General features: G+C 50.8%; 17 protein-coding genes and 2 tRNA genes. 12 read left to right on the forward strand and 7 right to left on the reverse strand.

All coding sequences use genetic code 11. From position 1 onward, the window contains the following. Positions 1 to 212 precede the first annotated feature (212 nt). The 3 genes from DFR47_RS03620 to DFR47_RS03635 all read right to left on the reverse strand — a co-directional run bounded on the left by DFR47_RS03620 (position 213) and on the right by DFR47_RS03635 (position 2521). Complete coding sequence (locus DFR47_RS03620; protein ID WP_113942993.1) at positions 213 to 1730, reverse strand: VOC family protein; 1518 nt, start codon at positions 1728 to 1730, stop codon at positions 213 to 215. Between the two features lie 409 nt (positions 1731 to 2139). Next, positions 2140 to 2215 (reverse strand) — tRNA-Lys (locus DFR47_RS03630). 230 nt (positions 2216 to 2445) lie between these two features. Then, positions 2446 to 2521 (reverse strand) — tRNA-Lys (locus DFR47_RS03635). A 482-nt stretch (positions 2522 to 3003) separates the two neighbouring features. On the opposite strand from DFR47_RS03635, the gene DFR47_RS03640 reads away from it, so the two are divergent. From DFR47_RS03640 to aac(6')-Ian, 4 genes are all read left to right on the forward strand, one after another. After that, positions 3004 to 3750 carry a cytochrome c biogenesis CcdA family protein gene (locus DFR47_RS03640; protein ID WP_113942995.1) on the forward strand — a complete coding sequence of 249 codons (747 nt, stop codon included), beginning with the start codon at positions 3004 to 3006 and terminating at the stop codon, positions 3748 to 3750. 306 nt (positions 3751 to 4056) lie between these two features. After that, complete coding sequence (gene glmU, locus DFR47_RS03645) at positions 4057 to 5430, forward strand: bifunctional UDP-N-acetylglucosamine diphosphorylase/glucosamine-1-phosphate N-acetyltransferase GlmU (RefSeq protein WP_113943232.1); 1374 nt, start codon at positions 4057 to 4059, stop codon at positions 5428 to 5430. A 105-nt stretch (positions 5431 to 5535) separates the two neighbouring features. After that, positions 5536 to 7359, forward strand: a complete 1824-nt coding sequence (gene glmS, locus DFR47_RS03650; RefSeq protein WP_113942996.1) for a glutamine--fructose-6-phosphate transaminase (isomerizing) — start codon at positions 5536 to 5538, stop codon at positions 7357 to 7359. Between the two features lie 84 nt (positions 7360 to 7443). After that, positions 7444 to 8016 (forward strand): aminoglycoside N-acetyltransferase AAC(6')-Ian, encoded by a 573-nt coding sequence (aac(6')-Ian, locus tag DFR47_RS03655; RefSeq protein WP_000960976.1) that lies wholly within the window; start codon positions 7444 to 7446, stop codon positions 8014 to 8016. On the opposite strand, the gene recG is transcribed toward aac(6')-Ian, so the two are convergent. Continuing rightward, a complete protein-coding gene (gene recG / locus DFR47_RS03660) occupies positions 7968 to 10100 on the reverse strand; it encodes an ATP-dependent DNA helicase RecG (RefSeq protein WP_113942997.1) in 2133 nt (710 codons plus the stop codon). The two genes, aac(6')-Ian and recG, sit on opposite strands and share 49 nt — an antisense overlap. A gap of 111 nt (positions 10101 to 10211) precedes the next feature. Between recG and DFR47_RS03665 the strand changes: the two genes are divergently transcribed. The 4 genes from DFR47_RS03665 to DFR47_RS03680 all read left to right on the forward strand — a co-directional run bounded on the left by DFR47_RS03665 (position 10212) and on the right by DFR47_RS03680 (position 15609). Then, positions 10212 to 10514 (forward strand): FAD assembly factor SdhE, encoded by a 303-nt coding sequence (locus tag DFR47_RS03665; protein ID WP_113943233.1) that lies wholly within the window; start codon positions 10212 to 10214, stop codon positions 10512 to 10514. A gap of 43 nt (positions 10515 to 10557) precedes the next feature. Next, a complete protein-coding gene (gene mfd / locus DFR47_RS03670; RefSeq protein ID WP_113942998.1) occupies positions 10558 to 14055 on the forward strand; it encodes a transcription-repair coupling factor in 3498 nt (1165 codons plus the stop codon). Positions 14056 to 14076: 21 nt separating this feature from the next. Next, complete coding sequence (locus tag DFR47_RS03675) at positions 14077 to 14889, forward strand: alpha/beta fold hydrolase (RefSeq protein ID WP_113942999.1); 813 nt, start codon at positions 14077 to 14079, stop codon at positions 14887 to 14889. 186 nt (positions 14890 to 15075) lie between these two features. Beyond that, complete coding sequence (locus DFR47_RS03680) at positions 15076 to 15609, forward strand: hypothetical protein (protein ID WP_147245480.1); 534 nt, start codon at positions 15076 to 15078, stop codon at positions 15607 to 15609. 40 nt (positions 15610 to 15649) lie between these two features. Here the strand turns inward: DFR47_RS03680 and DFR47_RS03685 are convergent, their stop codons facing one another. From DFR47_RS03685 to DFR47_RS03695, 3 genes are all read right to left on the reverse strand, one after another. Then, positions 15650 to 16435 carry a class I SAM-dependent methyltransferase gene (locus tag DFR47_RS03685; RefSeq protein ID WP_113943234.1) on the reverse strand — a complete coding sequence of 262 codons (786 nt, stop codon included), beginning with the start codon at positions 16433 to 16435 and terminating at the stop codon, positions 15650 to 15652. Positions 16436 to 16552: 117 nt separating this feature from the next. After that, a complete protein-coding gene (locus DFR47_RS03690) occupies positions 16553 to 17227 on the reverse strand; it encodes a DsbA family oxidoreductase (RefSeq protein WP_113943235.1) in 675 nt (224 codons plus the stop codon). 17 nt (positions 17228 to 17244) lie between these two features. Next, positions 17245 to 18981 (reverse strand): extracellular solute-binding protein, encoded by a 1737-nt coding sequence (locus DFR47_RS03695; protein WP_245416453.1) that lies wholly within the window; start codon positions 18979 to 18981, stop codon positions 17245 to 17247. Between the two features lie 704 nt (positions 18982 to 19685). Between DFR47_RS03695 and DFR47_RS03705 the strand changes: the two genes are divergently transcribed. The 4 genes from DFR47_RS03705 to DFR47_RS03720 all read left to right on the forward strand — a co-directional run bounded on the left by DFR47_RS03705 (position 19686) and on the right by DFR47_RS03720 (position 22125). Beyond that, a complete protein-coding gene (locus DFR47_RS03705; protein WP_113943003.1) occupies positions 19686 to 20303 on the forward strand; it encodes an invasion associated locus B family protein in 618 nt (205 codons plus the stop codon). A 71-nt stretch (positions 20304 to 20374) separates the two neighbouring features. Next, positions 20375 to 20875 carry a GNAT family N-acetyltransferase gene (locus DFR47_RS03710; RefSeq protein WP_113943004.1) on the forward strand — a complete coding sequence of 167 codons (501 nt, stop codon included), beginning with the start codon at positions 20375 to 20377 and terminating at the stop codon, positions 20873 to 20875. Between the two features lie 84 nt (positions 20876 to 20959). After that, entirely contained in the window at positions 20960 to 21457 is a 498-nt protein-coding gene (locus DFR47_RS03715; protein WP_113943005.1) for a GNAT family N-acetyltransferase, read from the forward strand. A gap of 113 nt (positions 21458 to 21570) precedes the next feature. Beyond that, complete coding sequence (locus tag DFR47_RS03720; protein ID WP_113943006.1) at positions 21571 to 22125, forward strand: isochorismatase family protein; 555 nt, start codon at positions 21571 to 21573, stop codon at positions 22123 to 22125.

Here is a 22125-nt window from a genome sequence, read left to right on the forward strand (position 1 = left end):
CCATCAATAACCTCGAATCTGAAATGTAATAACATTACGATTGGTAATTATGATTGCAGAGTATGTCTATGCCGGAATGGAAATTAATTGTAACTATATAACATTTTAATGTGTATTTGGAAAACCGGGCAGAGATTTCGCAATAAACGGTGCGTAAATATAATTTGGGCGCCGTGTGTTCGGAGAAACACACGGCGCCCGAAGAGTACGATTTATAAACTCAACCAGTTTTTGGCACGGGCAATATCTTCCGGCGACAGGGCGTGTCCTGTTTCAAGCTTCTCTGCTGTCAGCTCCACACCACAACTTTCCAGCCATGTGTTAAGTGCCGGTGCAAATTCACTGAACGGGTCTTTGCTGCCGGTGAGGGTGAGGGCAGCCGTGCCTTTCAGATCAACTTGCGGGGCATCTTCCAGCACCTGCATCGGGCGGGACAGAATCGCACGACGGATCAGTTGCGGATAAAGCGCCATAACTGCTGCCGCAAAATTTGCACCGTTTGAATAGCCGAGCACGGTGATATTCTCCGCTTTCAGACCATAGGCAGCTATTGCCCCTTCATAAAAGGCTTTGAAAGCCTCTGCTTCAGAGCGGATATCCGCCTGATCGAACTGCGTTGCACCAAAACGGCGGAACCAGCGTGCAGTGCCTTCTTCATGACTGCGGCCACGCACGCCAAGCAGCGTAGCACGTGGATTTATGCGATGTGCCATAGGCATCAGATCAGCTTCATTGCCGCCGGTACCATGCAATAACAGCATAATGCTGCCGTCCGGATCTTGCGGTGTATAGAAGCGATGCACAAAGGGCAGGTCGCGCATCACAATGCGCTCTTCACCCGGCATGGCAAATTGCGGCATCAGCACTTTCAGGTCTTGTGCGCGTTCCTGATCATGGGGCGGCACGAATAAGGTTTCGCCCAGATGCTCCGGTGTCTCGTCAATGGTAAAGCCCGGTCCGTCTGTTGCCAGCTCAATCAATATGCCGCCTGGTTCACGCACATAGAGCGAGGTGAAATAATTGCGGTCGTGATAATTGGTGACAGAGGAGTTGAGGCGCGACAGTTCGGCCTCAGCAGCTTTAACCGCATCAACATCCTTGGCGCGGAAGGCCACATGATCGGCAATTCCTGTGCCTGGAATCCCCTGAACGAATCCGGTGACATTACGCACATCAATAAAATCCGTATCGGACACCATGCGCAGCACAGAATCTTCGCGTTGGCCTTCGCTATAGCCGAAGCGTTTGACGAAAGCGGCGGTTTCTTCCTGCGTTTCCGTAAAGAGTGTCACGCTATGCAGGCGCGAAGGTGCGGATTTCCAAGGATGTCCGGTGGACATCTCATGGCCGACCAGTTTGACGATCACACCATCCGGATCTTTAAGGCGCAATACAGATTCGCCGAATTCGCGTTTTGGCCCTTCAACCTGAATATGCTGCGATAAAGCACACGTCAGCCAGTCACCGATTGATTCCGGCGGTACAGCCAAAGCAATCTCCGCCACCTGACCATGGCCAACACGGCCACGTGCACCTTCTTCCCAGACCAGAAAGGTAATCAGCGAGCCGGGAGAACCGACAGCATCGCCGTAAAACAGGTGTAATTGTTCGCCGTCTTCATAGCCGCCGGTTTGCTTCACCAGCCGCAGTCCCAGAAAACCGGCATAAAAATCAATATTAGCCTGCACATTACGCGTGATCAGAGTCACATGATGAATACCGGAGGTCATGGTCGCCTTTCTGAATACGGATAAGCAGAGATTCGCTTTATCCGTAATGATATCGCTGCGTTTAGAGCGGTTTCAGTACATGCTGAAACCGCTCTAGCTTTTGTTTTTACGCGCATTTTATCCGAAAACCGTTTCACACTTTTCGGAATGCGCTCTGATTGCTTGCTAATATGGAGAGGCGGGCGATGTTTATCAATTAGAGACTTATGACGTGCCGGTAATTTATGGCTCAGGATCAATATAAAAAAAGACCCCGTTCTGACAAACAAAACGGGGCTGATTTGAGTAGGTATCATGAGGAGATCAACTTGGTGAAAAATCATCTGTTGACGTACCCACTATACGCAGGCTGCTGCGTTTAAATAGTCCAATTAGATATAAGCTATATATTGGGAAGTTTTGAGAGAGATGGTGAGCGCGCACGGGTTCGAACCGTGGACCTACTGATTAAAAGTCAGTTGCTCTACCGGCTGAGCTACGCGCTCTTGCAATCTCTTGAAAGACCTTGTGGTCTTTATCGGAGCACCTCGGTAATGCTCTGCAAGTGAGGCGATACATAAGGGGGATTGATTAGAACGTCAATACTAAAAATCACTGTTTAAATTCAAAATCTTAAGTTTATACACAGGTTGCGTAAACAGGCGGATTCAGAGCGTGAAACGGAAATATTATCAGTAACGCGGATTGTATGTTTTGTTTTGGGAAGAGAAGGAGATGGTGAGCGCGCACGGGTTCGAACCGTGGACCTACTGATTAAAAGTCAGTTGCTCTACCGGCTGAGCTACGCGCTCTTGCAATCTCGTAAAGACACATGGTCTTTTATCGGAGCACCTCGGTAATGCTCAGCAAGTGGGGCGATACATAAGGGGCGATGTTGGTATGGTCAACACCTGCAACCGATATTTTTTGCTGAAAATGCCGTTTTTTTATATTTTCCCCAAAACTTAACGGCAAATAGCCCTGAATGCATGTGGAAAGGGCGCTTTATTGCGCAGTAAACGATGCAATCAGGGATAAAAAGAATTGTTTTGATCGGGCAATCAGAAAAACGATTCTTTCAAGTCATTGTTTTTATACCGATGATTCTAACAAGAAGGTGTTTGGCTCAACGCACAGAGGCGACAGGCTGCATATATCTATCGCGGCGGTTTACCGTTATAAGAGCCTCACTTGATAAACGCTTACAGTAGCCGATTAGTTATAATCCGGCTTAAGCAGAGTTTAAGCTACGGGTTCTACCGGCAGAATTACAGCAGCATGACAGGATAAGAATATGGCAGTTGATATTTCCATTCTCACGGCTTTAGGCGCGGGTGCGCTGTCTTTCTTGTCTCCCTGCGTGCTGCCTTTGGTGCCGCCTTATCTTTGTTATATGGCTGGCGTGAGTGTGGATGATTTCCGCAATGATAAAGAATCGTCGGAAGCCATGCGTAACCGCATCCGGCTTTTGACGACGGCTTTTACATTCGTTCTCGGCTTTACGACTGTTTTCGTGGCGCTTGGGGCAGGCGCTACCTCTATTGGTCACTTCCTGCGCCAGTGGCAGCAAGAGATGGCCATTGCGGCCGGTCTGGTCATTATTCTTATGGGCTTGAATTTCCTCGGACTTATCCGCATTCCGTTTTTGTCGCGAGAAGCACGTTTTCAGGCCAATTCTGCACCGGCGACACCTCTTGGTGCTTATGTCATGGGGCTGGCTTTCGCATTCGGCTGGACACCTTGTATCGGGCCGGTGCTGGGGCCGATTCTATCCATGGCGAGTGTGCAGACTTCCGTTGCTGACGGTGTGTTCCTGCTTTTCGTCTATTCAATGGGCTTAGGTATTCCGTTTATGTTGGCCGCGCTGTTCTCCGGTCGCTTCATGCGCTTTCTGGCGCGCTTCCGTATGCATATGGGCAAGGTCGAGAAGGTTATGGGCGTTCTGCTGGTGCTGGCAGGTATCCTGTTCCTGACCGGCGGTATGCAGGCCTTTGCCTATTGGCTGCTTGAGACATTCCCGATACTTGGTAAAATCGGATAATCACAGATCATGCCGGTCATTTTATAAAAGTGACCGGCATTTTGTGATTCAGCACTAAAACCTGTTTAAAAACGAGTTTATGCACTGATTCATGCAAAACTACCACGCTTGCCTTGTTTTAGAGCGCCGTGTGCCATACTTGGCACGCAAAGGTCGCTCTAACACTTTAAAATGAGAGCATAATTTCATCCTGAACTGATCTAAGTTTAAGGAATTATGCTCTAGGTAAATGAATCTATACGTTTCGCCTTTAAAGTGGTTCTGATAAATCAGACCTCTCTGCCAGTTATGAAACACGGAATTAATATGGCTTCCAGATCCTGCCTGACCATCATCCTCGCTGCCGGTGAGGGTACCCGCATGAAATCTTCCATGTCCAAAGTCTTGCACGAGATTGCCGGTCTTCCGCTTGTCGGTCATGTGGTTAAGGCTGTGCAGGGCGCAGGTGCCCCTCATGAGGAAAGCAGCGATCTGGCTGTTGTGGTCGGGCGCGGCGCGGCGGATGTGCAAAAAGCTGTCGGCAAAATCAGCGATACAGCACGTTTCTACGAGCAGACTGAGCGCCTGGGCACTGCGCACGCTGTGCTTGCTGCCCGCGAAGCGCTGGCAGAGCCGCATGATGATGTGCTGGTGGTTTTCGGCGATACGCCGCTGATTGAAGAAACATCACTGCGCGCCGCCCGTGGCAAGCTGGCCGAGGGCGCAGATATTGTGGTGATGGGGTTCCGTCCGGAAAACCCGACTGGCTATGGTCGTCTGATCGAGCAGGACGGCAAACTGGTAGCGATTGTCGAAGAAAAAGATGCGACAGACGAGCAGCGCAAAATCACCTTTTGTAATGGCGGGTTGATGGCGCTGAGCGGCAAATATGCGCTGCAGCTGATTTCCGCTGTCAAAAATGATAATTCCAAAGGCGAGTATTATCTCACCGATGTGGTGAAGCTGGCGCATGCGCAAGGGCTGAATGTTATTGCCATTGATGTACCGGTTGAGAATGTTATCGGCATTAATAATCGTGCTGAACTGGCAGAGGCTGAAGCGCTATGGCAGGCACGGAAGCGCCGTGATGTTATGTTCTCCGGTGTGACACTGATTGCACCGGAGACAGTGTTCTTCGCGCATGACACGTTGATTGAAGCGGATGTGCTGATTGAGCCGAATGTTTTCTTCGGTACCAAAGTGACCGTTGAAAGCGGTGCGGTGATTCACGCATTCTCGCATATTGAAGGGGCACATATTGGCGCCAATACCAGCGTAGGGCCGTTTGCGCGTCTGCGACCGGGTGCAAAACTGGCCGAGAAAGCCAAGGTTGGCAATTTCTGTGAAGTCAAAAATGCAGATATCGGTGCCGGTGCCAAGGTCAATCATCTGTCCTATATCGGCGATGCAACTGTGGGCGCTGACACCAATATCGGTGCGGGCGTGATCACCTGCAATTATGACGGCTATAACAAGTTTAAAACCACAATCGGCAGCAATGCCTTTGTTGGTTCTAACTCTGCCCTGATTGCGCCGCTGACCATTGGTAATGGTGTTTATGTGGCTTCCGGCAGCGTGATTACAGATGAAGTGCCTGAAAATGCACTGGCTCTGGGGCGTGCCCGTCAGGTGAATAAAGAAGGCCGCGCAGAAATTTTACGCGAAAAATACAAGGCCATTAAGGCAAGCAAAAACAAATAATTATCATAAAATCATCATTATTAGATTTAATATGATGATGGAGTTTGTACGGGCTATGCTTTGAATGGCAAGCCGGAGTGCAAAGACGCAACAGGAACAGACAGAATGTGCGGAATTATTGGTATTGTCGGCAATCAGCCGGTTGCTATGCGGCTTGTGGATGCGCTGAAGCGTCTGGAATATCGCGGTTATGATTCAGCCGGTATTGCCACTCTGGTGGATAATCAGATCGCACGCAGCCGTGCCGAGGGCAAGCTGGTCAATCTGGAAAACCGTCTGGCAGCAGAGCCGCTGAGTGGTGCAATCGGTATCGGCCACACACGCTGGGCAACCCATGGTGCGCCGACAGAGCGTAATGCTCACCCGCATGCGACTGAACAGGTTGCCATTGTTCATAATGGTATCATTGAAAACTTTGCCGAACTGCGCACGGAGTTGGAAGCAGAAGGCGTAAAATTCCAGAGCGATACGGATACTGAAACCGTGGCGCAGCTCGTCGCCCGCAATATCCGTTCCGGCGATGCACCTGTTGAAGCCGTGCGTAAAGTGCTTGGCCGCCTGCGCGGTGCTTTTGCACTGGCTTTCCTGTTTACCGGCGAAAATGAAATGCTGGTTGCAGCGCGTCGCGGTTCACCGCTGGCCATCGGCTATGGCGAAGGCGAAATGTTCCTCGGCTCCGATGCTATTGCACTGGCACCATTCACCGATAAAATCAGCTATCTGGAAGATGGTGACTGGGCAGTTCTGACCCGCGACAGCGTAACCGTTTATGATGAGGGTAATCATCCGGTCACCCGTGTTGTGCAACAGTCTTCCGGCGCTGCCTATGTCGTCAATAAAGGCAATTACCGCCACTTCATGGAAAAAGAAGTCTATGAACAGCCTGAAGTGATTTCCCGCACACTGGCGCATTATCTGGATTTCTCATCCTCGTCGATCCGCACCGATGTTAACAATATTGACTGGTCAAAGATCAATCGCATGGCAATGTCGGCCTGCGGCACGGCTTATTATGCTGCAACTATCGGCAAATACTGGATGGAGCGCTATGCGCGTCTGCCGGTTGAAATCGATATTGCATCGGAGTTCCGCTATCGCGAAATGCCGCTTTCAACTGATACGCTGGCATTGTTTGTGTCGCAGTCGGGTGAAACCGCCGATACGCTGGCCTCGCTACGTTATTGCCGTTCACAGGGGCTGCCTATTGCCGCCGTGGTCAATGTGCGCGAATCTACCATTGCCCGCGAGTCAGACATTGTACTGCCGACACTGGCAGGCCCTGAAATCGGTGTGGCTTCCACCAAGGCTTTCACGTGTCAGCTTTCGGTTCTGGCTTCATTGGCGCTGTCTGCTGCCAAGGCGCGTGGAACGATCACTCCGGCAGAAGAAAAAGAGCTGGTTGATCAGCTCGGCAATCTCTCGGGTGTGCTGCATGAAGCGCTCAAACTGGCACCAAAAGTCGAGGCCATCTGCCGCGATCTGATGAATGTTAAAGATGTGCTTTATCTCGGTCGCGGTACTTCCTATCCGCTGGCTCTTGAAGGTGCGCTCAAGCTCAAGGAAATCTCCTATATTCACGCAGAAGGCTATGCAGCCGGTGAGCTGAAGCACGGACCGATTGCCCTGATTGATGAAACCATGCCGGTGATTGTGATTGCACCATTCGATCGCCTCTATGAAAAGACCGTGTCGAACATGCAGGAAGTGGCAGCCCGTGGCGGCCGTATCATCCTGATCACGGACAAAGAAGGTGCAAAACACGCCAATGTGGATGCCCATTCCGTGCTGATTATGCCGGATGTGCCGGAATTCATTTCGCCTCTGGTTTATGCGCTGCCGATCCAGATGCTGGCTTATTATACTGCCGTCTTCATGGGGACAGACGTGGATCAGCCGCGCAATCTGGCGAAATCCGTGACTGTTGAATAAGCTTTCAGCAATTTTTTTCAAAGCCCTCTTGTCTCCGATAAGCGGGCTTTTTATTTATAGATCAGGAGCAGCGGGAGAGTGGTTATGCTGGTGCAGCAAGGCAGATTGGCAATACGTGCATTACAGAAAAGCGATGCGCCGGTGATGCTGCGCTGGCTGCAGGATGAGCGGGTGCTGGAATTTTACGAAGGGCGTGACAAACACTTCGATCTGCAAACGGTCATTGAAGTTTTTATCGAGGATCAGGGGGAAACCACACCGTGTCTGGTGTTACTGGATGATAAACCGCTTGGTTATGTGCAGTTCTACCCGCTGGATAGCGAAGATAAACAGGCGCTGGAACTACCGGTTGAGGATGTGATCTACGGGCTGGATCAGTTTATCGGCGAACCGGATTTCTGGGGGCTGGGACTTGGTACTGAGCTTGTCTCGCTGGTGCGCGATTATCTCATAACAGACAAGGCCGCACAGCGCCTTGTTCTCGACCCGCAAAGCCGCAACTCACGCGCAATTGCCTGCTATGAAAAATGCGGCTTTGAAAAACTCCGCTTGCTGCCCGCCCATGAAATGCATGAAGGGCAGCTGCAAGATTGCTGGCTGATGCAGTATTATCCCGCGCGCAGCAGTCTGATGGCTTCGTCACGCCCGAAAATATAGAGCAGCAGACGAAGTGCCTGACCGCGCTCAGATTGCAGATCAATATCGCGCTCCAGCATCAGACGGGCATCTTTACGAGCGATCTCCAGAAGATCAGTATGCGCTTCCATCGAGGCGAGTTTAAAGCCCGGCGTGCCGGATTGACGGGTGCCGAGTAACTCGCCTTCACCGCGCAGTTTCAGGTCTTCTTCGGCAATGCGGAAGCCGTCTTCTGTCTCGCGCATCACTTGCAAACGTGCCTTGGCAATCTCACCCAGCGGGCCTTTATAGAGCAGCAGACAGGTGGATGGTTTGTCACCACGCCCGACACGACCGCGTAGCTGATGCAATTGCGACAGGCCGAAACGCTCAGCATGTTCAATCACAATCACGGTTGCATCTGGCACGTCTACGCCGACTTCAATAACGGTGGTGGCAATCAGCAGGCGGGTATCACCACGCTTGAAGGCCAGCATCGCATCGTCTTTTTCCTGTCCTGTCATGCGGCCATGAATGAGGCCGAGTTTGTCACCAAACACCGGCAGAAATGATTGAAAGCGTTCTTCGGCAGAGGTCAGCTCAACATGTTCTGATTCTTCCACCAGCGGGCAGATCCAGTAAATTTTCTGCCCCTCGGAGATTGCTTTACGCATCCGGTCAACAATTTCACTCAACCGCTCACTCGGCACAATCGCTGTGGTGATCGGCTGGCGGCCTGCCGGTTTTTCTGTGAGCTTGGAAACATCCATATCGCCAAAGGCGGTCAGAACCAGCGTGCGCGGGATCGGCGTTGCAGTCATCACCAGCATATCCGGCGCAGCGCCTTTGGCGGTAAGCTGCAAGCGCTGATGCACACCGAACCGGTGCTGCTCATCAATGATCACAAACACCAGATCATGATATTCAACTTTATCCTGAAACAGCGCATGGGTGCCGATAATGATATGGATAGTACCATCAGCCAGTTCATCGAGAATGCGCTGGCGCTCTTTGCCTTTTTCACGCCCTGTCAGTAAAGCAGCTTTCAATCCGGCTTTTTCAGCCAGCGGTGCTATGGTGGCAAAGTGCTGTCGTGCCAGCACCTCTGTCGGTGCCATCAAGGCGGATTGTCCGCCCGATTCTGCCGCATGTGCCATGGACAACAGGCCGACCACGGTTTTACCGGCGCCGACATCACCTTGCAGCAGACGCAGCATACGTTCCGGCTGCTTGAGGTCGCCGATAATATCTTTAACCGCCTGTTCCTGACCTTTCGTCAGGCTATAGGGCAAGTTGGCCAATATCTGTGCGGTGATTTTGCCTGTGCCATTGAGCGGGCGACCGGAGAGACGCTTGGTCTTGGCGCGCACCAGTGCCAGTGCCATTTGTCCGGCGAGAAATTCATCATAGGCGAGGCGGCGGCGCGAAGGACTGTCCTGTGCAATATCCTCCGGTTCTTCCGGCAAATGCAGATGATGCAGTGCTTGTGTGAAAGACGGAAAATTCTCCCGCTGCATCAGCGTCCTGTCCTGCCATTCCGGCAGATCAGGAATGCGTGTCAGCGCATCGCGCATCGCGCGTGCCAGTGTTTTAGGCGAAAGGCCGGCAGTGAGCGGATAAACCGGCTCAATCAATGGCAGATCATCGCTGCCGTCAATCGGCGCAATATGATCGGGATGCACCATAGAGGCGCGACCGTTGAACCATTCCACCTTACCGGAGACGATAACCTTTTCGCCAAGTGGCAGGCTCTTTTCAAGCCACGGGCGCTGGGCACGGAAGAAAACCAGCGTTACTTCGCCCGTATCATCATGGGCATAAATGCGGTGGGGCACGGAGCCACGCATAAAAGCACCTGATTTCCCACCCGATGGTGAGAACTGATATTCATCAACCGTCACTTCCAGCGTGACCACGGCACCTTCCTGCGCAAAAGCCACACCCGGACGGTTGCGCCGGTCGATCACACTGTTTGGTGCCAGAAACAGCAATTGTCCCACACGCGGCTCAAGCATCGCCGCGCTTTCCGCGCCGAGCAGTTTCAGCAGCAAAGCAGAGACTTTAGGCCCGATACCGGTGAGGGTACGAACCGATGCAAACAGGGGATCAAGCAGACTTGGGCGCATAAAAACTAACTTACCCGCTTCTTATTGACTTGCAAGGCTGACATCGCGTTCATCCCGCGTTATATGGCTGGTAATGTTATTGAATGCACAGATGTTAATCCGGAGAATGTTATGAGCACAGGCAGTAAATTATCGGGCACCGAAGCAGGCGCACAGCTGGATCCGCGTCGCCGCAAGCTGCTGTTCCGCTCGTGGCACCGTGGTATGAAAGAAATGGATCTGATCTTCGGTCAATATGCTGATCAGCATATTGCGACGATGGATGAAGATACTTTGAATGAATTTGAACGTCTGCTCGAAGTGCTCGACCGCGATCTGTTCAAGTGGATTACCGGTGAAGACAAAACACCTGAGGCTTTTGACACGATTTTGTTCCGTGATCTTATTTTGTTCCGCGATAAAATCGACTATTGATTTTTCTCAATCAGAAGCTCGAGTAATATAGCAGAGACATCCTATGCCCGTATTTTCCAAACTTGGTCTGAAACCGGTTCTTGTCAATCATGTACTGATTGATGGTGTCGCCGATGGTTATGAAGCCTTTGTGCTGGCCAAGATTTTGGAAGAGGCGGGTGATAAGGGGCCTGTCCTGTTTATCGCACGCGACGGGCAGCGCGTGGCCGATATTGAGCAGGTGATCGGCTTTATCATGCCGGAACTGCCGGTATTGCATATTCCGGCATGGGACTGTCTGCCCTATGACCGCGTTTCTCCCGGTGCAACAGTCTCTGCCAGACGTCTGAATGCGCTGAGCCAGTTGAGCGCTTTGCGGGACCAGAAACATCCGGCGCTGATTATTGCCACAGCCAATGCGGTGTTGCAGAAACTGCCGCCGCGCGCTGTGCTGGCTGAACAGAGTTTCTCCGCACGTCCGGGCAACCGCGTGAATATGGATGAACTGACCCAGCGCCTTGAGCGCAACGGCTTTGAGCGTGTGCCGACCGTGCGCGATGTCGGTGAATTTGCTGTACGTGGTGGTATTCTTGATCTGTTCGTACCGGGTGCAGAAGAGCCGCTGCGACTGGATTTCTTCGGCGATACACTGGAGAGCATCCGCGCGTTTGATCCGGCTTCGCAGCGCACCACCGAAACACGCAAGGAGTTCACTCTCCAGCCGATGAGCGAGATTACGCTCTCACCGGATATGATCAGCCGCTTCCGTAAGAACTATATCGCTGCCTTTGGTGCGCCGTCACGCGATGATGCGCTTTATGCCGCCATCTCGGAAGGTCGCCGCTTTGCCGGTATGGAGCACTGGCTGCCGTTGTTCTATGACGAGATGGAAACGCTGTTTGATCATACAGGGCCGATGCCTGTTGTATTCGATCATCTGGTGCCGGAAGCCATTGCCGAGCGTCACAAGCTGGTGCTTGACCATTATGACGCCCGTCAGAAACAGGCAGAAGGCAAAGAAGCCGCTGATGCTATTCCCTATAAGCCGGTAGCACCAAGCCAGCTTTATATGTCGCTGCGCAAGGTGGAAGAGGCGGCAGAGGCCAATGGCAAGCGTTATGACCTCACGCCTTTTGAAGCACCGGAAGCCAGTGACCGGCATATTATTCATGCGGGTGCCCATAAAGGCCGCAGCTTTGCCGAGGAACGTGCAGCTAAAGACGTTAATCTGTTCGAAGCCGTAACCAAATATATCGCTGAACTTCGCGCAAGCGGTAAAAAGATCATGGTCGCCGCATGGACCGAAGGCTCGCTCGACCGTCTGCTGCAGGTGCTGGACGAGCATGGTCTGGAAAAGATCGAGACGGTTAAAGACTTGCGTACGGTCAAAGCACTGTCGCGCGATAAGATCACGGCGACTGTGCTGGCAGTGGAAAGCGGTTTTGATGCCGGTGATCTGGTTGTGGTGGCCGAGCAGGATATTCTCGGTGACCGTCTGATCCGCCGCACGAAGAAACGCAAACGTGATGCGGATTTTATCTCTGAGGCCGGTAGTCTGACCGCAGGTGATATCGTGGTGCATGTCGATCACGGTATCGGTAAGTTTATCGGCTTGCGCACAATCACCGCTGCCGGTGCGCCGCATGATTGCCTTGAACTGCATTATGCTGGTGACGACCGCCTGTTTCTGCCGGTTGAAAATATCGAACTGCTGTCACGCTATGGCTCGGAAGGCTCATCTGCCGTTCTGGATAAGCTCGGCGGCGGCGCATGGCAGGCACGTAAAGCCAAGCTCAAGAAACAGCTGCTGGAAATGGCCGGACAGCTCATTCGTATTGCCGCAGAACGTGCAATGCGTGGTGCGCCGGTGCTGACCCCGCCGGAAGGTGTCTATGGCGAATTTGCTGCCCGTTTCCCTTATGATGAGACAGAAGACCAGCAACGCGCTATTGATGCGATCTTTGACGATCTTGGTGACGGTAAGCCGATGGATCGTCTGGTTTGCGGCGATGTTGGTTTCGGCAAAACCGAAGTCGCGCTGCGTGCCGCTTTTGTAGCGGCACTCAACGGCTATCAGGTGGCGGTTGTTGTGCCGACAACGCTGCTATCGCGCCAGCATTTCAAGACCTTCTCCACGCGCTTTAATGGCCTGCCGATCAATGTTGCCCATGCCTCTCGTCTTGTCGGTGCCAAAGAACTGGCGCTGACCAAGAAGGGCGTTGAAGAAGGCACAGTTGATATCGTTGTCGGTACCCATGCGCTGCTCGGCAATTCGATCAAGTTCAAAAATCTCGGCCTGCTGATTATCGACGAAGAACAGCATTTCGGTGTGAAACATAAAGAACGCCTGAAAGACCTGAAATCCGATATTCACGTGCTGACACTCACCGCAACGCCGATCCCGCGCACCTTGCAGCTGGCACTCACTGGTGTTCGTGAATTGTCGCTGATTACCACGCCGCCGGTTGACCGTATGGCGGTGCGTACCTTCATTTCGCCTTTTGACGCGCTGGTCATCCGCGAAACTCTGATGCGCGAGCGTTATCGCGGCGGTCAGAGCTTCTATGTCTGCCCACGTATTTCCGACCTTGCCGAGATCAAAGAATTCCTCGACCAGCATGTGCCGGAACTTAAAGTTGCTGTGGCCTTCGGGCAGATGCCTGCCGGTGAGCTGGAAGACATTATGAATGCCTTCTATGACGGGCAATATGATGTGCTGCTTTCCACAACCATCGTGGAATCCGGTCTGGATATTCCGACTGCCAATACCATGATAGTGCATCGTGCGGATATGTTTGGTCTTGCTCAGCTCTATCAGCTGCGTGGCCGCGTTGGCCGTTCCAAGCAGCGTGCATTTGCGCTGTTCACGCTGCCTGCAGGCAAAACGCTGACGCAGACAGCCGAACGCCGCCTTAAAGTGCTGCAATCGCTGGATACACTGGGCGCTGGTTTCCAGCTTGCCAGCCACGATATGGATATTCGCGGTGCGGGTAATTTGCTCGGTGATGAGCAGTCCGGTCATATCAAGGAAGTCGGTTTTGAGCTCTACCAGCAGATGCTGGAAGAGGCGGTTGCCGAGCTGAAATCCGAAGGCCCTGTGGTGGATAGCCATTGGTCGCCACAAATTGCGGTTGGCACGGCGGTCATGATACCGGAAACTTATGTGCCTGATTTGCAATTGCGTCTGGGGCTTTATCGCCGTCTGGCCGATCTGGAAACAACGCAGGAAATCGACGGTTTTGGTGCCGAGTTGATCGACCGGTTTGGGCCGTTGCCGGAAGAAGTGCAGCACCTGCTCAAGATCGTATTTATCAAGGCGCTGTGCCGCAAGGCCAATGTTGAGAAGCTGGATGCAGGGCCGAAGGGCATTGTTATCCAGTTCCGTGAGAAGACCTTCCCGAATCCGGCAGGTCTGGTGCAGATGATTGCGGCACAGGGCTCGCTGGCAAAGATCCGGCCGGATCAGAGCATTGTATTTATTCGTGATTATCCGACTGCTGAAAAACGCCTGACCGGTTCAGCCGTGATCATGACACAGCTGGCGAAAATTGCGGGTGAATGAGCAAAACCAAGGGGGAATAGAATGCAAAAACAGCATGTTGAAACCAGACATGGTCGCCTTGAAGTGATGATAAGCGCAGGCAAGGGCGCTGCAGTTTTGCTTATTCATGGCAACTCAGCCTGCAAAGAAGTGTTTCACAAGCAGTTTGAATCCGGTCTCGCGCATGATTTCCGGCTGATCGCTTTTGACCTGCCGGGACATGGCGCTTCTGCTGATTCTGCCGAGCCGCAAAAGAGCTATACATTGCATGGTTATGCTCAGGCGGCAGCCGATGTGCTAAAGGCGCTGGATGTATCATCTGCTGCCGTTTTTGGCTGGTCGCTCGGCGGGCATATTGGTCTGGAAATGATTGCACAGCAGGCACCAGTCAGCCGTTTAATGATCACCGGCACGCCACCTTTCTCGAAAGAGCCGGACTCCGTAGGACAGGCATTTGTGCCAAGCGAAGCGCTGAAATATGGTGGTCAGCGTGATCTTGACGATGAACAGGCGCAATCCTATGCGCGTCATGTGGTGCATCCTGATAAACCGACGCCGGATTTTGTGGTGGATGCTGTGCGCAGAACCGACGGGCTGACACGTCAGACAATGTTTGAGAATATTCTGGCTGATAATATCGCCGACCAGCAGCATATGGCTGAAAATTGCCCTGTACCGCTGGCTATTCTCAACGGCGCCGAAGATGCCTTTATCAATAATGCGCATATTGCATCATTGAATTATAAGAACCTCTGGGAAGAAACGATCTTTCTGCTGCCTCAGGTCGGCCATGCGGCTTTTCTGGAGAAACCGCAGGTCTTTAATCGTATTCTGTCGCGTTTCCTGCGCGGTTAATAATAGCTTTCTTATTATAACTGAGGTTCAAATTAACTATGCCAGTTGATCTGAACCTTTTTTATATTGTAATATTATTTTTTAAGTTCGTTTAAATAATACTTAATAAGTATTATTGTTTAAATTAAGAGTATTTTCTACTGATGAATATTAATGTTTATAAACTTTGATATTCAGAGGGAAATTATGCGTATTGGTGTTTTGCTTGTTTCTGGATTGCTGTTATCTGGCTGCGTTAAGACTGTAGAAGAGCGAAATAAAGAGCGGGAAGCATCTCCTGAAATTCAGACGATAATGCCGGTTATTATCGAGCAATGCCGCCTGTCAGCTGAAGGGCAAAACCCCGCTGTTTCCTATGCTGCTTTACAAAAGCACGGTTTTCAAAAGGCGAATTTAAATAGTGGGTACGCGATTGGACTGAAAACGCGTGAAGAAAAGACCATATTCAGTGCGTGGGATCACATTCATGTCGTATTTAATCCAAAGCATCTGTTCGGTGAGTATAAAGGATGTTCGATAACAACAAATATTACCGACTATGTCATTCTCTTAAATTTGGAAGTGCTTAAAAATTTTACAAAGGCCAGTTATTCAGTTGAAGTGATAAATAAAGGTGTGTTCTCCCTGAAAAAAGGAAGCACACGTATAAGCTCCATGGCGACCATAACGCGGTCACAAGGTAGTAGCTATCTGGAAATTTCGATTACCAAAAGAAACTAAGGAAGCATAAGCTTCCTTAGAGTTAAGCCTGCGCTACTCGTTATGATTTACGCAGGCGAACGATCCATGCAATCGGCGTAATGCGTGTGTCGGCAACCACATCTTCTTGTGCGGCTAATTCTTCAGAGGCCATTGGTTCAACACTGGCCTCGAGAATGAAACCTGCAGTGGTAATCATCCCGATCCATTCACTCAATGTCCGGTGAAATCGCGGAATATTGAATGGTTTGGATTGTTCACGCTCTTCCTTAGGCAGGCTTGAGAACCACCATGTCTCCACATTACTGTCGATATTGGCAAAATAATCTGCTACTTGTACCGCAACGGCTTTACCATTCTCATCACGAATATTCTTGCGAAACGGCGGCACAAAGCACGGGTGCAGAATGGTGAACTGGAAGAAGCCCTGTGGTTTGAGAATGCGGAACACTTCTTTCAGCACATCGCCTTGTTGCGGCATATCCATCATCGACATAAAGGCGCTGGCAAATTCAAATTGTGCATCATCGAACGGCAAGTGCAGGGCATCTGCGGTTTGATAACGGATACCGAGTGGATCCTGTTGCTCATACTCTGTTGCATGGCGCACAAAAGTCGGAGCAATATCAATGCCGGTCATCGTGGCGCCGGCACGAGCCAGTGAACGGGTATTAGCACCTTCACCGCAACCTACATCCAAGCCGTTTAAGCCTTTGATGTGCGGCAGCATTTCCAGAAATGCCGGTGTATGCAGTGCGTCACGATAAATATCGTATCCGGCACGGACATGCTTCGTCCATGTCTCGGCATTGGCTTCCCAGTGGTCGGATACCGAGCGTTTCAGCATATCATTTGTGGTTTGGTCGCTCATGGAAACGCCTTTCAGAGAATAACTAAAGATGAAAAAGGCTCTTTGATAAGCATCAAAGAGCCTTAATACGGATTTGTTACAATGATTTAAAAATCAGCGATCTTCGCTCAGACCCGGCTCATAACCTTCGGAAATCTGGCGAATGGCATCAGCCATTGCTTCAGCAGATTGCGCGCCCATCACGGCATATTTCTGATCAAGGATGAAGCAAGGAACACCGGTAACGCCCATCTGTCCGGCAACGGCGATTTCCGAGCGTACATTCTCGCTGTCAGTATCACCTTCGAGCAGAGTTTCGATGATGGTATATTCCATACCGGCATCTTCTGCAGCTTCAACGAGAATTTCGTGGCTGCCGATATCTTCACCCTGTTCAAAATACAACGAGAACAATTCACCGACAACGCGATCCTGTACTTCTGCACTGACTTCACCCGCCCAGCGGATGAGGCGATGGGCATCCAGCGTATTCGGCGCAACTTCGATTGCGTCAAAGTCGAACTCAATACCTTCTTCTTTGCCGATGGCGATCAGCTGGTCGTGTACTTCATTCACGCGGCTCTGGGAGCCAAGCTTTTCAACCAGATAGCGTTTACGTTCTTTGCCACCCGCCGGAATAGTCGGGTCAAGCTGAAACGGACGCCAGCGCACTTCAATATTCAGATCCGGCAGCATTTCCAGTGCAGCTTTCAAACGCTGGCGGCCAAGAAAGCACCACGGGCAGACGACATCGGAAATGACATCGATTGTGATTTGTTTGTTTGTCATGGAATTACCAGTCATCATTAGTTAGCAGAGGTGGTTTCAGCCCACCATGTAGGGAATTGATAGCCGTAAAGCGAGGTTTTTTCCGGATATTTAATATGTGACCACCGCGCAACCTGCTGTTTCGGCAAATAATACAGCGGTAAATAATAACTGCCGGATATCAGTAACCGGTCAAATGCCCGCACAGTATCAACGAAAGCAGAGCGGTCTTTGGCGGCGAGCATAGCCTCGATCATTGCATCAAGTGCTTCATCCTGTGCACCCGGATAGTTGAAACTGCCAAGAGCATCACGCGAGCCGGAACCCCAACGCATCCACTGCTCATTGCCGGGCGAGAGAGACGCGGTGAGGGCACCGATAATCATATCATAATCAAAGTTCTGCAGGCGCTGCTGATATTGTGCATCATCGGCGCTGCGGATTTCAGCGATAATACCGAGACGTGCGAGATTACGCTTATAGGCCAATGCAAGCTTTTCCTCATCGACCGAACGGGTCATGATTTCAAAGCTCAAGCGCGTTCCTTGCGGTGTGGTTGCCACACCATTGTTGAAGGTAAAACCCGCTTCAATCAACAGATCATAGGCCTTTTTCGCCGGTTCTCGGTCATGGCCGCTGCCATCAGTCATGGCTGGCTGCCATGTGCCGTTCAGCGCTTCCGGTAACAACTTGTCATTATAGGCTGCCAGCAGTTGTTTTTCGCCATCAGAGGCCGGACGGCCGACAGATGATAGTTCCGAGCCCTGCCAGAAACTGGCCATGCGGTCATATTGACCAGCGAACAGGGAGCGGTTTGCCCATTCAAAATCAAACAGCTCTGAAAGCGCACGGCGCACTTTAACATCGGCAAATTTCTCGCGCCGTGTATTGAAAACAAAGCCGAGCATATTGGCTGGTGTGCCTTTGACAAAAGTGTCTTTGATGATCTTGCCCTGTGTTACTGCAGGGAAATTATAGGCTTTGCTCCAGTGATTAGGCGAGCCGTCAATATACACATCGACAAGCCCTTTTTTGAAAGCCTCGAAATAGGAGGTTTCATTGCGGAAATACTCAATGGTGATCGTATCAAAATTGTTGAAACCGGCGCGGCTTGGCAAGTCTTTTGCCCAGTAGTCCGGATTGCGCTGATAGGTAATACGCTCGCCCGGCTTTACATCTTTAATAATATAAGGACCGCTTGCGACCGGCGGTTTCAGAGATGCCTTGCCGAAAGTTTCCGGATCAACAGCATGTTTCGGCAGCACCGGCATAGTACTTGCCAAGAGCAGCGGAAATTCGCGGTTCGCCTTGTCATTGAAGGTAATACGAATGCCGCGCTCGCCGGTTCTCTCAATCTTGTCGATCTGCTTCATACGGGCATTAAATGGCGGACGGCCTTTTTCCGTCAGAATTTCATAGGTGAAAAGCACATCATCCGGTGTTACCGGTTTGCCGTCTGACCATCGGGCTTTCGGGTTCAGCGTAAATTCGATGAAGCTGCGCGCATCATCAATCTCAACGCTTTCGGCGAGCAAGCCATAGAGTGTAAAAGGCTCATCGGTTGAGCGCTGCATCAGCGGCTCAAACACCAGATTGCCGAAATCACCGTCAATGAACATGCCGCGCGCTGTAGTACGCATGCTCTGTAAAACAAACGGGTTCAGACTGTCGAAAGTACCGACGACCCCATAGGTGATTTTTCCCGCCTTAGGAGCTTCAGGATTAGTATAGGCGAAGTGTTTATAGTCTGCTGGCAGCGCAACATCACCATGCATCGAGAGTGCATAAGAGGGGGCCGAGCCTTGTGCCACTGCATCTGTCTGTAAAGGCGCGGTTTGCGCTTGAGCCGAAATATCCGCAAGCGAAACTCCGGATGCGGCTGCCAAAGCAGATGTTCCCAGCATGGCAAGCAGATGACGCCTGTTAATGGTGCGAGGGAAAGGCTGGTATGGCTGTCTCATTGGTCAATCACTATCCGAAATCTTGTCAATATGCGTCGTTTTGTCAGGAATTGGCTTGGTTTTATTGAGGTTTACTCTGTTTCGGAAATATCCGTAAACTCTTGTAAATTTGATTCGTATCAGATGCACCGCATAAAATGCCTGTTTGGCGCGAATATGCAGCAAACCACAGAAATATAATACCCGCAATTCGCCTTCCGCTTTTGTTTTTCTGGTCAGATAATCCGCAAATGCGTTGTTTTTATAGTGCAAATCGACGTTAAAAAACTATGGTTAACAATTCGGTACTGGATAAAACGATACAGGCGGTGTAACACCGCAAGTAACGTGAGGTCACGCTGTTGCCGTATTTTATTCGCACTCATAGCTGCGAAATGCGGATCATCGGCTGATCCGCAACGGATAATGCTGTCTTGCATTGCGATACAGCTGCCTCCCATAGCAAATAAGCGCTGTTTGTTTTTGCAAGACAGTGCATTCAGAATTCAGATCAGAGTGTTGAAAGGAACCTGTTGATCATGACCAACACGAAGACATTCGCTGCCGCATCCGCAATTGCCGGCGCTGTTGCCCTGCTTGCAACTGCATCCATTCCGGCCTCAGCTCAACAGCTGCCGCCGCAGGGATGGTTCAAGGTCTGCTCGAAGCAGGAAGACAATGACATCTGCAATACGCAGAATATTGTTACTGCGGATTCCGGTCAGCTTTTGACTGCGATCAACCTGATCGAAATCAAAGGCAAGATTAACCGTAAGATTTTCCAGGTTTCTGTTCCGACCGGTCGTCTGATCCCTGCAGGCATCGGCATGCAGATCGATGCCAACAAAACCACTAAAATTGAATACGGCATTTGCTTCCCAGATCGTTGTATCGCTGAAGCTCCGCTGACAGATGAAATGGTCAATGCGCTGAAAAAAGGCGGTAAGCTGACCCTTACATCCGTAAATTTCCAGAATAAGCCAAATCCGATCACTGTTCAGCTCACCGGTTTCTCCGATGCTCTGAGCGGCAAGGGTCTGCAGCAGAATGAAATTGAACAGCGCCAGAAAGATCTTCAGGATGCAGTTCAGAAGCGTCAGAAAGAATTTGAAGCCAAGATGAAGGCGGAACAGGAAAAGGCGAAAGCCGGTAACTGATCTGATCATCAGGAAACAGATTTTAAGGGCGCCTCTGGCGCCCTTTTTTATTGAGTTAACGGGAGGGAATAATGACAAGGCCGGAATTAATAACGCAACGCCTGAAGCTGCGGATTTACTCGGCGGAGGATGCTGAGGAAATGTACAGCCATATTACGCCGACGCTCACGCGTTTTATGGCGTGGGAACCACCTGCTTCTTTTGAAGAGTTTTTGTCCAATAAGCCTTCATGGGAGGAGCGTTTTCTGCAAGGTACGGATTACCATTTCGTAGCCAGAGACCTGCAAAGCGGGCGCTATATCGGTGTGGTCGGCGTGCATCGCGCTACAACAGCCACACCGGAATTTGGCGTATGGATGAGCGAAGATGTGCACGGGCAGGGCTTTGGTAAAGAAGCAGTTGGCGCAGTTTTCGAATGGGCGAAGGAAGCCTTGCAGGCAGATTATTTTATCTATCCGGCTGCTGATGAAAACTGGGCAAGCCGCAAGATCGCGGAATCTCTGGGCGGACAACTCGTCTCTTCCGAGCAGAAGCCGAAATATATGTCGGTGACCTATCATATTCCGGCATGAGGCACATGCAGTAAGTCATAATTTCTTGGAATTGCTGAACATTACTGAGATCATATCATCGGGTTTCTTTTTAAAGGAAACCCGATGAAAACAGTGATTAAAACACAGCGCATGATCCTGCGTCCGTTCACAGCAGAAGACGCAGACGATATTTGGCCATGTATGACTACGAATTTAGCCCGCTATATGCGCTGGGAACGACCTGCGTCGGCAGAGGATTTCGAAAAAATTTGGCGCAAATGGCCAGTGCAATTAGCCGAGGAAAGCAATTGTGTTTTTATAGCGCGAAATAATCAGGATCAGTCATTTATCGGCTTGTTTGGTATGCATGGCTTTAAAACACCATCGCCGCGTCTGGGGCTTTGGGTGCGTGAGGAACTTCACCGGCAGGGATTGGGGCCGGAAGGTATCGGTGGCATAATGAACTGGTGTCGTAAATATTATTCACCGGACTATTTCATTTATCCTGTTGCGGAAGAAAATAGTCCCAGTCGCAGGCTTGTGGAGGGGCTCGGCGGCAAACCTGTTGACGTAGAACAGGATCCCAAATTTACATTGATAATTTATCACATTCCTGCGTAAGAGCGCCTCCATTATTTTTGGCCGGATATGTCCTGTCATTGTCCTGAAATTGGATTTTCAATATATTTTTTAACGGTAATCTCTGTTATATCAATTCAGTGGAGTTACCAAAAATGTCCGCTCAAGATACAGCTTTGATTGTTATTGATGTTCAGGAATCCTTCCGCCAGCGCCCTGTGTGGCAGGACGATATTGCCCGTCCGTTTATCCGCAATGTGCAGGCACTGATTGATGGTGTCGCTAAACGCAATATTCCTGTCGTGCAGATTTTGCACACGGATAATGATGACGTGTTTCAGCTGGAAAGCGGCTTTGTACGCACATTGGAAGATGTGCAGATTGAGCCAACGGTATTGTTTTACAAAAAACGCCATTCTGCTCTGATCGAGAGCGGTTTGAATGTCTGGCTAGTCGAACATGGCATTCGCAAGCTGATTATCTGTGGCATCAGAACCGAGCAATGTTGTGAAACAACAACGCGCCATGCGTCCGATCTGGGCTATCAGGTTGATTATGTGACTGAAGCAACGCTGACTTTTCCGATGCAGCACGCATCAGGGCAGGTCTTTTCTGTTGAAGATATCAAAATGCGAACAGAACTGGTTCTGGCAGGGCGCTTTGCCCGCATTGTAACTGTTGAACAGGCATTGCAGAACACGGCAGTTTAA

Origin of the sequence: Pseudochrobactrum asaccharolyticum (assembly GCF_003314995.1) — a bacterium.
Lineage (GTDB): Bacteria > Pseudomonadota > Alphaproteobacteria > Rhizobiales > Rhizobiaceae > Pseudochrobactrum > Pseudochrobactrum asaccharolyticum.